Source organism: Shewanella halifaxensis HAW-EB4 (assembly GCF_000019185.1).
Lineage (GTDB): Bacteria > Pseudomonadota > Gammaproteobacteria > Enterobacterales > Shewanellaceae > Shewanella > Shewanella halifaxensis.
Window position 1 is genome coordinate 2,288,550 of the sequence record NC_010334.1, and the last position, 13,337, is coordinate 2,301,886.

A 13,337-nucleotide genomic window follows, 5' to 3' on the forward strand; every position below is an offset into this window, starting at 1 on the left:
TATGAGCTTTGTCGAAGTATTTAAAAAGCTATCACGCTCTGAGCTTAAGTTAAGGCTGTATTCCTGCACGGCAGCCGATGTGGAGCAGGCATTACAGGGGGCATCGGGTAATTTAGATAGTTTACTTGCGCTCCTGTCTCCAGCTGCTCAGCCCTATCTTGAGCAGATGGCGCAGCAGGCTGTTACGTTAACGCGTCAGCGCTTTGGTGCCAGTATCGGCATGTATATTCCGTTATACCTATCGAATCTATGCGCCAATGAATGCGATTACTGTGGCTTTACCATGAGCAATAAAATTAAGCGTAAGACCTTGTCCAATGATGAGGTGTTGGATGAGATGCGCTTAATTAAAACTATGGGTTACGACTCTATTTTACTGGTATCAGGTGAGCACGAAACTAAGGTGGGTATAGATTACTTTAAACAAGTCTTGCCCTTGGTTCGAGAGCAATTTAGCCATGTGGCCATGGAAGTACAGCCTCTTGGAGAGCAAGATTATCGAGAGTTAGTGGCCAGTGGGCTCGATGCGGTCATGTTGTATCAAGAAACCTATAACCCCGAGACTTATAGCAAACACCATACGCGAGGCAAAAAGAAAGATTTTATCTTTCGGCTCGAGTCCCCCGACAGAGTCGCGAGAGCCGGTGTCGATAAGATTGGCTTGGGCGTATTGTTAGGTTTGGATGACTGGCGACTAGACGCGCTGTTAATGGGTCATCATATTGATTATTTAGAAAAAACTTACTGGCGTAGTCGCTATAGTATTTCTCTGCCAAGACTTAGGCCCTGTACGGGCGGGATATCGCCAAAAGTGGAGCTAACCGATAAAGGCCTAGTGCAGATGATCTGCGCCTTTAGGTTGTTTAATCAACAGTTAGAGATTAGTCTATCGACACGAGAAACCCCGAAACTTCGAGATAATTTGTTTGCCCTAGGAGTAACCAATGTTAGCGCTGGCAGTTCAACTCAGCCAGGCGGTTATGTCGAGCCCAATACCGAACTGGATCAATTTGAGATCAGTGACGGGCGAACGCCGCAAGTGGTCGCCAAAGCGATGCTTGAGCGAGGGTTAAATCCGGTTTGGAAAGACTGGGAAACTGGGTGGTAGCTCTGGTATTTAGGTTAATAGTGTGAGTTTCGCTAAAGTAAAATCAATCGAATGGATGCATTGATAATATGTTTAAACAGGGAAAAGCTATGGATGTGAATGGTAGTCGAGTTAAATTTGATTACCATGGCTTGTCGGGTACCTTGATGGTGACCTGCGAAGGCAGTATCGTGTTTAAAAAGTTCTTATGGCTACCTTATAAACGCTACTCTGTGACTATTGCTAAGCAAACGTATCAGATTAAGGCACTACTATTTCCTTTTAATAATATCGGTTTATATCAAGGAAAACAGGTTATCTGTAAGTCGCTTTTTCCGCGATTAAAATATACAGGTATTGTGACCTTTAGTTTGAGTTGTATTAAGCGCTTAGGGCTATTTTTAGCACTGATGATGGGATAGTTATTAAATTACAGGTAGGAGGCTAGGATGCCATCACTGCAGAAGAAAATGGAACAACACCTTTTTTTGTCAATGTAAGCATTGTCAGAGTAAGCTGGTTTATGTGAGTTATAGATTTGTGCCTAATATTCTGAGCTACCCTCTTGGCTTAGGTTTATTGCCCCTAATTGGCGTGCAACCATTACCAATAAAGCTGCGCTGCAGAGAGTGTAAACGGGCATTTTTCGCCAGCGGTATCCATCACTAATGTTTTGCAATTAGCAATAGTTAGCAATAAATGGTTTTTATTGATTAGCACTTCAGCTTCATTAGAGATACTTCTTAAGTACAGCAAACACACTCGATGGCACAATAGGTTTTGTTATGTAGCCGTCTGCACCGATCCGCAGTGCAAGGTTTTCATCAGACTGTTCTGAAAGGGCGCTGACGATAATGACCGGCAGTTTAGATGTTTGTGGGTCTTGTTTCAGATCTTTAAGGACTTGGTAACCATTTTTGCCGGGCATCATGATATCTAAGAAGATAACGTCCGGACGCTGAATATTTGCAATATCCGCAACATCACAACCTGTGTTTACGGTTGTGACCTGATAGTCATCGCCTAATATAGACAATAATAGGCTTGAACAGACTGGATCATCATCTACGACCAGTATTCTCGCTTTTTTCATTTAGATTATCCTCTTAAGCTCAAGCTGGAATCGAGTTACAACGTTTATCTAACAACTCTATCATTTTACAGGAATATTGGCTATTTTTAACACAGTTATTATCACTGAATGAACAGAGACTTAATGCAATGGGGAGCATACATCACTGGCGTTTTAGCATTATTGCTGCAGACTTTATAAACGAGTTTGTCACTGTACTTTATTCAAATTTTAGATAATAATTGAGCAAATAAGTTCCTATTTATAAGGGCGATGTTATGCAGATCCCACCGAGTATTATCTCTGGGCAGAATGGTTTTCAGTCTGCGCAGTCAGACTTAACTCAAGCAACGGTTGATGTTGCTGGTGCAAGTCAATCAGCTGCAGGCACGACGACTGTTGATAGTAGCAGTACTAATGCTAGTGCTAGTGCATCCGAAGCATTAGTCGATGCGACTCAAGCGGTTATTCATGCTCAGGCGTCGGCAGAGGTGATACAAACCTCATCAGATATGATAGGCAACATAATCAATATTAAGGTGTAGGTCATTTTAACTACATCTAACCCTTCAAACTGAACTCGTAAAAAGTATTCGTCACTCGTTAAAAGTACATTTTATAGACTAATATCCCTTATCTTTTTGATTCATTTAACAAGTTATTTATTGGTGCTAACTGTTTATATGGCCTATTGTTTATGGGCTGGTGCAACAGGAGGTCGCATGCTTAAACAGGGAAGTTGGTCTATAAAGAGTTTTTTGCTAGCAGGAAGCGTAGCAATTGTTTTATTGCTTATTATTAATGTATCGATAACCCAGTATGTGTCGAATACTAAATTGGCATTATCACAGCTTGAAAATGAGGTTGTTGTCTCTGCCAACACATTATTGATGATACGGCGCAACGAGAAGGACTTTATTAGTCGAATAGAACCAAAATATACTTTTCAAGTACTGGACTTTAAGGCAAAGCTGGTACAGCAATTAACTCAGATTGATAGGTTACTGACTCAAAGTAATTTAGATATAAACTATGACAATCAACGGGTTTTGGAACAGCTTGATGATTATATTGATACTTTTTCCCTTCTAATTAATGAAATATACAGTATCAATGGCACCCGTGCTGAACAAGGACTACTTGCACGATTTGAACGTAACTCGAATGAACTCCAATTACTCACGAATCAGTTGAAAGATACAGAATTATTGGAGCTTATAATCGCCAATCAGTTAACGGTATTTGATTTTTTTAAAAGTTTCGACTCCGCTTTACTCACTAGAGTTACTCATCAGTTTAAAATAATAGAACAGCATATTAAAGATAAGCCTCAATCTACATTACCGTTGCAGCAAGCTTTTTTGGCATTTGAACATGCTTTTTTTCAGTTGCAGGCATCTATGAAAAGGAGAGGTTACTCGGAGTCGTTAGGCTATCATGGAACACTTAGACAAAATGTTCACAGTGTGGAACGCAGTCTGGAAACTCTGTTTAATACGATCCCACTTAAAGTTGATAAAAGTGTTTCAGGGTTAGTCATCACCCAATCTATTGTTGAGATCTTATTAGTGCTCTTAATTGTTGGAATACTATATTATATTTTTTATTCCATCACTAGGATGGAGCAAGGGCTTATTTTCGCAAGAGAAAAAGAGGAACAAGCGAACAGTGCTAAAAGCTCATTTTTGGCTAATATGTCTCATGAAATCAGGACGCCACTTAATGGCATCATAGGTATGACAGAGATTTTAACTGACTCAAAACTGACCGCGATACAGAAAGATTACCTTGCAACAATTAACTCCTCTTCTCAAACCTTATTAATGTTAATAAATGATATCTTAGATTTATCAAAAATAGAGTCTGGCCATCTTGAGATCTGTCCACATACTTGCAATATAAAAGAGGTTATATATGACACCGTAGCTTTAATCGCTCCTAAAGCCCAACAAAGAAGCATAGAGATGAGAATAACCATTGACCAAAATATTCCATGCTATGTTAGGGCTGACGAACAAAAACTGCGACAGGTTTTAATGAATCTAGCGTCAAATGCGGTTAAGTTTACCCATTCAGGTTCCGTTTCGTTCAAGTTACAGCTAGAAGTTGAGACGACTGATACCATATGCATACTGTTTTCTGTCAAAGATACTGGCATCGGGATCGATGAAAATAAACATATGCAAGTATTTGAAGAGTTTCAACAAGAGGAAAGAAATACTTCGGTCGAGTATGGTGGAACAGGACTTGGTTTATCTATTTCAACCAAGTTGGTAAGGATGATGGGGGGCGAAATAGCGATAAATTCTTCAAAGGGACTAGGCAGTGAATTCTATTTTTATTTAACCTTTGATAGGCAGGAGCATATTGCAAAACTATCTAGTTCTCAGCACTTAATCTATTGCGCTAAATTGCAGAATCCATTTTTAGTTCAAAATATTAAAAGTTTGCATCACCAACTTGATGATACGGATAGTGTGGATGAAATTATCCCAATGCTGAGGCAATCAAGTATCATAATTTTTAATGCTGAAGACATTAAAGATAAACAGATGTTAGCAGGTATAGCATTAAAACTTTCTACCCCCCCCATTCTCATTGCAAGCCAAATTGACTCGGTTAAAGAAGATTATGGTGATTTGGTTGCGGGATATATCACACTACCATTGTTAGGTAAGCGCTTAGAGACTTTAATTAACTCAGTGTCTAACCGCTACGAGCAAAAAGAGAGTTTTGTACCAGTAGAGCTTGAGCTAAACAAGAATAAAAAAATAGTGCTGGTGGTTGAAGACAATAAGGTTAATCAGCAGGTAGTTTCAATTAATTTAAATAAGCTAAACCTTCCATATCTTATTGCCAATGACGGAAGAGAAGCATTAGAACATTATAAGCGTCATATCGGTAACTTCTCTGTGATTTTAATGGATTGCATGATGCCCGTAATGGATGGATTTGAAGCGACAAGAGCAATACGCGAATTTGAAAAAGAGGAAGATGCTAAGCGTGTTCAAATTATAGCGTTAACGGCGTCAATTCTTGATGATGATATACAAAAGTGTTTTGACTCAGGTATGGATGACTATTTACCGAAGCCCTTCAAGCGTGAAGTGTTAGTCGATAAACTCGCTAAGTTGCATTAAGACACCGTGCTATTGAGATTAGCCTAGCATTTCAATGTGTCTTTATGTGGCTTGTGTAAACGATTACGCTGTATGCGCCACTGCTCCAATGTCGATTTTACTCTAACCATGCTGACTTGCAATTGCTGATAATGGAGATATTGTCTTTTTAAAACGAACCATTACATATTAAGAGGCCCGGTGCTTGAGCCTCTTAATCGTGGTTTTTAGCTTACTTTTTCAGTGGGGTTACTTGTTTAGGCAAATATTTCTTAGTCGCCTTAAGCTCTGATAGGTAAGGGCCTTTATGTAATGTTTCAGGCCAATCGAGTAACATCATTGCCAGTACATTTCGATGTTCACCAATAACAAGATCTGGGTTTCCTCGTGGAGACGGAATGATCTGCTCCTTGGTATCGAAGGCATTAATCATATGCTGCTGAGTCTTTTCAACGACAGGGTGATTAGGCATCCCGGCGAGTAAAAAGCTAATGCCTACTTCGGCGATAATATCATCGGTGGCATCTTTCAAAATACGGTCAATGTTGTTTTCAAAATGGTCTAAAATCCAAGCAAATTCTTTTGCGTCAACATTGTGTTGATAATACTCACTGGCGGCAAAAATAAAGTGGGTCATGCCGTAGAGCTTATTGCGGTACTGCTTTTTATTGAGTTTTGCGTCTTTACTGTCTGGGTAGACCTCAATAAAAGCTTTTTTATAATCCGCTAAATAGTCTCCGACACCGATCTGTTTTGCCCAATACACATAGTTTACGAGCTGAGCAGCCCAGGTTTCAATCATGGCTTTATCGGTCAGGCCGGTTTTTAAGTCAGCCTTTTTCAAAGCTGCAATTAACTTATCGTGACACGGCCCATTAAAGCCAAACTCATTGATCCTGCTTGAGTAACGAAGTAGCACGTCAGTATAGAAGATAAACTCAGGAAAGGGCTGTAGCGCTTTTTTACGGGCCTTAGCGCGCGGGCCTTTACCCAAAACAGATATGGCTTGCTCGGCTTGATCTTCAATGAAGTCTGGCTTATCTAAATTACAGGCATAAAAGGCTTGAGCTTCGGTGACGACAAACAGATCAACCAGTGCTGCATTGGCATATTTTGAATCACCCGTCATACGGTACTGGCGAATACCGTAATGACCTTGCACACGAGGTGGTAATTCAAATAGGTGTTCTTCGAGATTGTTTTTGATCCCTTGATACACTTGGGCCTTAGTTGACTCTGTGACAGCAAGCTCTGCAGCGTAACTATTGACGCAAAATAGTGCAGCGGCGAGGGTGCTGATCTTGAGGATTGAAGCCATGTTGAGTCCTTTTGATGAGTGAGTCATTAGTTACTGGCTCACCTAATAACTGCTGCAAAATGCTAGCAATGTCGTTAGCTGGTTCATTAACTACTAAATAATCGAAAACAAGTTTTTGATTCTGACAGTCTTTTGTCGATTGGTAAATATAGTTTGCGAGGGCTTTTTGCCAGCTCTTTTGATAATAAAGAGGCCCTTCAAATACAATGGCACTAAAAGTATAAGCCGCGTCTTCGATCTGATCCCACTGGGCCCCAAAGGCTTGTGTAAATGCTTGATTAAGATCGAATCGAATAGGGCTGTTGTCTGCTAAATAGCTGTTGAGGGCGACTTTGGCTCTAAATACCTGAAGCTGCTTGGCATATTGCTGCAATATTGCTTCTCGGTTGTCTTGTTTTAATGCCGGCATAAGCTGGTCTTTAAGGTATAGTTGTAACCAAAATGTATCGATTTTGGCGGTATCTTTGGTTTCGCCTATGGTGTTAGGTAAATAAAATTTTTGCCCACTAGCAAGTTGGACGATGATACTTGCCACAGCATCAATCAGTGCACTTTGCTGCTGATAACGGTTAAGTTCAGGCTTTAACATCAACTCGAATTGACCAAATTGCTGCCCTACAACCAGCTGACGTATTGGTTTTATTTGGATTTTTTTACCTTCAGTCAGATAGATATCACCGAGTAGACGTCCGCCTAACCAGACCCGATAAACGTTGTCGTTAACAGGGCTAATAGCGATAGCAAAAGTTTCCAGTTCAGTGGCTATCTTTTGGAGCCAGAGCTTAGATGAAATACTTTTGACCTTAGCTGGTTGGGCCTGAGATAAGGCTATACCTAGGTTCCAAGGTGCAATATTAATCGCTTGGGTTTGGGCATTAAGAAATTGCGCTACGAGTTCAGGCGTTGATAGCCATTGCTCATGGAGTTGTTGATGACTGTAGTCGAGAAAACCTGCTTGTCTTGCCCGTTGCTGACGTAAATCGACAATCCTTGCTAACGGGGCCTTATTGTGACTCGAAGCTCTGGTTTGGTATGCCTGCCATACCAGTTGGCGGCATGACTGACTCGGCTGCTTTATTAAATAACTCGCGAGTGATCCATTGAAGTCGACTGTCGACTCTTCGTTATTGTCGTTAAGCTGACACTGGTCATTTAGAAAGTTGAGGCTTAGAGATTGACTGCTTACCCCCTGCTTGAATGCCGCTTGCGCCGTGTGTAACTGTGCCTTGTACTTGGGGGCGTTAGTATTTTTAGCAAGGCGACTAAGGCGCAGTGCTAAGGCTTTGATTCGTGGATCATCACTGTCTGCTAAGCCAAACTGAATAGATTGGAACTTAGCCGAGTTAAAAAACAGCGCTAATCCATCGGCCAAGTAAAGCTGGCACTGCAGGAGCAGTTCTCGGTCTGCATAACTGAGCGGAAATTGACGATAGTACTTGATCCTATCATTGAGGTTAAAAAAACCAATTAGATTGCGCTCAAGTATAACGGCTTGGGTGTCACTTTCAGTCGAATTATCGAATGGCTTTGTGGGGAAGCTATAGCTTAGACACTGTTCTACTAAGAGTGGGATAGGTGACACGGCAGCATGAGCTGCCGTGTTAAACCAACTGATAACAATGAAAAACGAACTTAAAAACCATTTAGCTTGTTTAGCTGTTAGCACTGAAATGTATTTTTGCATACGCGACGCGCTCTTCCACAGTCATGTTGTGGTTACCCATATTCTCAACATGACGTAGGTTTGGCAAAATGCCACGACCGTTTGCTATTTGAATGGCAAGACCTGGACGGGCATTAAGCTCAAGCAAAAGTGGGCCCTTGTTTTTATCCAAAACCATATCGGTTCCGAGATAACCCAGCTCTGACATTTCATAGGCCATAGATGCGGTATGTAGCAGGGTGTCCCACTGCGGGACTGCAATAGAGATCAGCTTCTTCTGAGTGTCGGGGTGATAATCAACGGGCTGATCGAACTGCACTGCATGTAAGCCTTTACCCGTCGCGATATCGATACCCACCCCGACAGCCCCTTGATGTAGGTTGGCCTTACCATCAGATGCTGCTGTTGATAGGCGTAACATTCCCATGATGGGGAAGCCTTTAAAGATGATCAGACGAATATCCGGTACACCTTCATAGGAGTATCCATCGAACACGGGATCAAATTGAATCAAGCCTTCAACAATGGCCACATCAGGTTTTCCGCCAAGAGAAAACAGTCCGCTGAGCACGTTTGATACATGACGATAGACCTCAGATGGCGTGACTTCTTGGCCATTTGGCTTGTAGTAACGACCATGTTCAACCTTAGTGACAACTAAAATTCCTTTACCGCCAGATCCCTTAGACGGTTTAATCACAAAACCGTCGGTGTCGTTAACCATTGCAGGAATATCGGCAATACCGTGCTGCTCTGACACTGTACCAATTAGATCGGGCACGGCGATATTGTTTGCTAATGCCAATTGCTTAGTGGTTAACTTGTCATCCACTCGTTTGTAGTACTTGCGCGGGTTATATCGACCGATATAGTCGATATTACGCTTGTTCATACCAAGCACACCGTTGCGCTTTAAGACTGAAGGGCTCGCTAGAAACATTACTTTTCTCCAGCTAGAGGTCTGAAGCGTTTAAGCTCAAGCAAGCGGTATCCAGTGTATTGACCCATTAGTAACACTAGCGCCAAAATCACTAAGTGAATGCCTAAGAAGTTAAATACCCAGTGTTGTACCCAAGTCGCGCTCATCGCAAGGTAGGCTAAGGTTGCAACAAACAGGCTACCACCGCCTTGAACTACGACTTCTTTAGGGCCTTCCTCTTCCCACAGGATAGACATTCTCTCAATCGTCCATGCCAAGATAATCATTGGGAAGAAGGTAATCGTTAGGCCTTCACTGAGGCCAAACTTATACGACAATAGGGTGAATAGGCCAATGATGCCTATCACCACAATAATCACCGCGGAGATCCTCGATATGAGCAAGAGATTAAGCTCCGACAGATACGAGCGGATCATTAAGCCAAATGACACGATTAACAAAAATCCAACTAACCCTGTAATCAATGTCGTTTGGATAAAGGCGAGCGCGATCAACACTGGCATAAAGGTGCCGGAGGTTTTAATACCGATGAGTACGCGCAGAAACACAACCATTAATACGCCAATCGGAATTAACAAAATCCCTTTAAATAGGCTCTGCTCTTCCAATGGTAGCTGATAAAGAGAAAAATCTAAGGCGTTGTCATTTTTCATGACATCAATCGCAGTGGCTAATGCTGAACGAGTATCTTGTAGCATAGAGAAGTTAACTTGTGAGTTAACACCACCGATAACATCAAGTACCGATGTACCAGAGCGATCCCATAGCAGTAAATTATCAGGGCGGCCCTGGCTGCCATCTTCCGCATTAAATAGATGCCATTGACCATCGTTGTACACTTCAACAAAGTTAGATAATTGCTGTCTACGACGTTGATCTTCTAGATAAAGACCACTGACTTCTTTAGCCGGGATCCCTTTACTATGCAGCATTCTGATAAAGAGTTTATTTGGCGAATTACTTGTTAGCAGTAGCTCGATGTTCTGGCTACGCTCATTAGCATTTAAATCTTTATTTAACTGTTGTGCAAAAGAAAGGTTAGTGGCGCTTTTTGACCAGACTTCTTCGATAGCTTGTTCTGCTGCTGCTTGTTCAGTTGCTGGCCACTTATAGACTGCTGGCGTATCGGGAGTTTTATCGGCTATAAGCTTATCTTGACCCGTTGGAATTAAGGTCACTTTATAATAAAGATCTTGGATACCAACAGCTCGACGAATAGACCAGATGGCGCGGCGATCAATTGCATTGTCGGTAATGGTTAAGCCGTAACCTGGTGAAGTCGCGTTTTCAACCAAAATTTCATAGGCCGGATCTTCTGGCAATGAGAAAGAAACTTCTGCTGGCTCACCGGTTCCTTGAAAGCTAACTTTGGCATCAACAGCCCAGCTTTGTACTTGTTTACCCGGTAGAAAAGGTACACTGTGCTCTATTCCACGATAGACACTGGCGGCAATACCGCTAATAAACAGTAACGCCACTAAAATGTAAAAGGGTTTCTTAGAATGCATTTGCATTTATCCTATTTTTTCGTCTTAGACGGCTGAGCGTCTTGTTTTTTTCCATGGATATAGGTTTGGCCAACATCGACAACGGCGATGTCTTGCATAAACTTACGGCCAAGCAGCAATGGGTATTCTAGATGGCTACGATCGCTTAAGTTAAGGTCGGTTTCCGCTTTATATTGACCAATTTCAAGGTGCGCGTGAATGACAGGACGACGATCGTTTTTCTCGCCAGCCTCTTGTTTAATCCGCACAAAGCGTTCCACTTTTGATTCAAAGGTTTTTGCAGGTTGTTTATCCCCTTGGGTAAAGACGTCAAATCGGACCCACTGGCTGCCATCTCTTTCAAATAAAATGATATTGCGTGCATCGAGTGACGATGACTCTGCACCTGTATCGATACGGGTATTAAAGCTGGCCTTAACTTCATCGACATACACATTTTCTAACGCGCCTAGCATAAATTTGTCGCCAATAGGTGAGGGCGGACACTGTACAGGCGTGACCACTGGCACGATAGCCGTCTCTTTTTTCACCTCAAGCTGAGCAATTTTGGCATCGAGCAGATCAATTTGTGTTGTTAGCGAGGCAAGTCCTGCTGCCTGAGCTTGATTACAGGTATCGATTGCACCAAGTATGTTGCTTTCTTGCTTTGTTAAACTGGCTTCTAGCACCGCAGCGTCTACTGGGATCGGTGCGTTGGTTTCTTTGGTCGTTGCACAACCTGAAATGGCGGCCGCGATTGCGGCAATACAAATTATCTGCTTGAACATAGTGCTTCCCATTTACTATTTGCTAGATTAAATCTTTATTTGGCTGATTCTTGGTGGCGATAATCGTGGCTCGTTTTGGCGCAGGATAGCCCTCAACCGTTAGGCTAACATCATTAGGATCCAAATAATCTACTAATGATTCATTTGGCATCCATGGCGTACTTCTTTGCTCTGCAAGTGAAGTAACATCAACATCGACACAACGTATGTCTGTGAAATCACACTTCTTTAACCAAAGCATAAGCATTTCAACTGAAGGCAAGAACCACACATTATTCATCTTGCCATATCTATCTGTTGGCATGAGTACGGTATTTTCATCGCCATCGATAACTAAGGTTTCAAGTACCAACTCACCACCAACACGTAGCTGGTCTCGTAATTGAAATATATGATCAATCGGTGAGCGGCGATGATATAGAACGCCCATAGAGAATACGGTATCAAATGCATCTAATGCTGGTAACTCTTCAATACCCAGTGGTAAGAAGTGAATAGGTTGCTCATTGCCAGCAAGTCGCTTTACTGCTTCAAATTGGCACATAAATAGTGGAGATGGGTCGATACCGACAACGTGTTTAGCCCCTTCGCCTAGCATGCGCCACATATGGTAACCACTGCCGCAACCGACATCTAATACGGTTCGATTTTCAAGTGGAGAGATATGCGGGACGACACGTTCCCATTTCCAATCTGAGCGCCACTCGGTATCGATTTCGATACCATGCAGAGAATAAGGCCCCTTGCGCCAAGGCTTGAAAATAGCTAATAGATTTTCAAGCTTCTGCCTTTCTCCGTCGCTGAGCTGATCACCAGAGCCAATTTTTACGCTGGTTTTAAAGTCGATGATGTCTGCTTCTGGGTAATGCAGTTTATTGAGTACTTTTTCCCACTTAGGCAGTGAGCCGTGCTTATGCTCTCTCTGCCATTGGCCGAGAATTGACGGAAGGGTCTCAAGCCAATGTTGAAGGCTTGAGTCTGAAATTTGTTTATAGAAAGAGCTAAAACTAATCACTTAATTGCCACCATAGATGCAAAATTAAAACATTGGAACCAAACGCTGAACTGGCTAAAACCCAGTGATCTAATCCGATTTTCATGTTCGGCTAGTGTATCAGGTTTCATCACGTTTTCTAATGAACTGCGTTTTTGACTGATCTCTAACTCACTGTAACCATTTGCTCTTTTAAAATCGAGGTGCAAATCATCCAAAGTGGATTGGATTTTATCTTCTTTAAAGTAAAGTTTTTCAGACAATATGAGCAAACCACCAGGAATAAGGCCCTGGTAAATATTTTCAAGTAAGTTTTCACGATCATCTGGAGAAAGAAATTGCATGGTAAAATTCAATACCACTAAGGATGCATTTTCGATCTTAATATCTCGAATATCCCCGCAAATTAGCTCTACAGGTGTTTCACTAACATAAGCCGATAGGTTTTCGTTGCAGCGTTCAATCATAGACTCGCTATTATCTATCGCGACGATTTGGCAATTACGACCTTCTACTCGTCGGCGAATGCTTAAGGTGGCTGCACCTAAAGAGCAACCTAAATCGTAAATTTTAGTATTGGTCGCTGCATATTTTTGGGCGAGATCACCAATAGTATTGATGATTTGGCCATAACCTGGAACCGAACGTCTGATCATGTCATTAAAGACACCAGCGACTTTGTCGTCGAATTGAAAATCGCTGACTTGTTCATAAGGCTTGGCAAAGAGATTATCGGTAGAAGAGTTCATGTGATCAAATAGTGAGAGTTCAACACTTCATTCTAGCTAATCATGTCTGTAACCAGCAAGACTAGTACTAGAATTTACTCATAAAATTTTGTCTAATAGCATTAATGGAACAAAATGCAC

At 41.9% G+C, this 13,337-nt stretch carries 12 protein-coding genes; 4 read left to right on the plus strand and 8 right to left on the minus strand.

Annotation, left to right across the window (positions count from 1 at the left end; all coding sequences use genetic code 11):
• Position 1: 1 nt before the first annotated feature.
• Together thiH and SHAL_RS09880 are read left to right on the plus strand one after the other, a co-directional pair.
• The gene (thiH, locus tag SHAL_RS09875; RefSeq protein WP_012277002.1) at positions 2 to 1,108 is read left to right on the plus strand and encodes a 2-iminoacetate synthase ThiH; all 1,107 of its coding nucleotides are present in this window, start codon (positions 2 to 4) and stop codon (positions 1,106 to 1,108) included.
• Positions 1,109 to 1,176: 68 nt separating this feature from the next.
• Positions 1,177 to 1,509, plus strand: a complete 333-nt coding sequence (locus SHAL_RS09880; RefSeq protein ID WP_041415954.1) for a hypothetical protein — start codon at positions 1,177 to 1,179, stop codon at positions 1,507 to 1,509.
• A 308-nt stretch (positions 1,510 to 1,817) separates the two neighbouring features.
• Here the strand turns inward: SHAL_RS09880 and SHAL_RS09885 are convergent, their stop codons facing one another.
• Positions 1,818 to 2,180 carry a response regulator gene (locus SHAL_RS09885; RefSeq protein ID WP_012277004.1) on the minus strand — a complete coding sequence of 121 codons (363 nt, stop codon included), beginning with the start codon at positions 2,178 to 2,180 and terminating at the stop codon, positions 1,818 to 1,820.
• Positions 2,181 to 2,437: 257 nt separating this feature from the next.
• On the opposite strand from SHAL_RS09885, the gene SHAL_RS09890 reads away from it, so the two are divergent.
• The gene (locus SHAL_RS09890) at positions 2,438 to 2,704 is read left to right on the plus strand and encodes a hypothetical protein (protein WP_012277005.1); all 267 of its coding nucleotides are present in this window, start codon (positions 2,438 to 2,440) and stop codon (positions 2,702 to 2,704) included.
• 177 nt (positions 2,705 to 2,881) lie between these two features.
• Positions 2,882 to 5,299 carry a hybrid sensor histidine kinase/response regulator gene (locus tag SHAL_RS09895; protein ID WP_041415956.1) on the plus strand — a complete coding sequence of 806 codons (2,418 nt, stop codon included), beginning with the start codon at positions 2,882 to 2,884 and terminating at the stop codon, positions 5,297 to 5,299.
• Between the two features lie 211 nt (positions 5,300 to 5,510).
• Here the strand turns inward: SHAL_RS09895 and SHAL_RS09900 are convergent, their stop codons facing one another.
• From SHAL_RS09900 to cmoA, 7 genes are read right to left on the minus strand one after another with little or no spacing between them, the layout of a single operon-like run.
• Complete coding sequence (locus SHAL_RS09900) at positions 5,511 to 6,596, minus strand: DUF3541 domain-containing protein (protein ID WP_041415957.1); 1,086 nt, start codon at positions 6,594 to 6,596, stop codon at positions 5,511 to 5,513.
• A complete protein-coding gene (locus SHAL_RS09905; protein ID WP_012277008.1) occupies positions 6,541 to 8,280 on the minus strand; it encodes a M2 family metallopeptidase in 1,740 nt (579 codons plus the stop codon). The genes SHAL_RS09900 and SHAL_RS09905 overlap by 56 nt, the downstream gene beginning before the upstream one ends.
• The gene (locus SHAL_RS09910; RefSeq protein WP_012277009.1) at positions 8,249 to 9,199 is read right to left on the minus strand and encodes an alpha-L-glutamate ligase-like protein; all 951 of its coding nucleotides are present in this window, start codon (positions 9,197 to 9,199) and stop codon (positions 8,249 to 8,251) included. The genes SHAL_RS09905 and SHAL_RS09910 overlap by 32 nt, the downstream gene beginning before the upstream one ends.
• Positions 9,199 to 10,707 (minus strand): UUP1 family membrane protein, encoded by a 1,509-nt coding sequence (locus SHAL_RS09915; protein WP_012277010.1) that lies wholly within the window; start codon positions 10,705 to 10,707, stop codon positions 9,199 to 9,201. Before SHAL_RS09915 ends, SHAL_RS09910 begins: the two co-directional genes overlap by 1 nt.
• Positions 10,708 to 10,718: 11 nt before the next feature.
• Positions 10,719 to 11,474, minus strand: coding sequence for an ATP-dependent zinc protease family protein (locus tag SHAL_RS09920; RefSeq protein WP_012277011.1), 756 nt, complete (start codon positions 11,472 to 11,474; stop codon positions 10,719 to 10,721).
• 22 nt (positions 11,475 to 11,496) lie between these two features.
• Entirely contained in the window at positions 11,497 to 12,489 is a 993-nt protein-coding gene (gene cmoB / locus SHAL_RS09925; protein ID WP_012277012.1) for a tRNA 5-methoxyuridine(34)/uridine 5-oxyacetic acid(34) synthase CmoB, read from the minus strand.
• The gene (cmoA, locus tag SHAL_RS09930; protein WP_012277013.1) at positions 12,486 to 13,217 is read right to left on the minus strand and encodes a carboxy-S-adenosyl-L-methionine synthase CmoA; all 732 of its coding nucleotides are present in this window, start codon (positions 13,215 to 13,217) and stop codon (positions 12,486 to 12,488) included. The genes cmoB and cmoA overlap by 4 nt, the downstream gene beginning before the upstream one ends.
• Between the last annotated feature and the right edge of the window lie 120 nt (positions 13,218 to 13,337).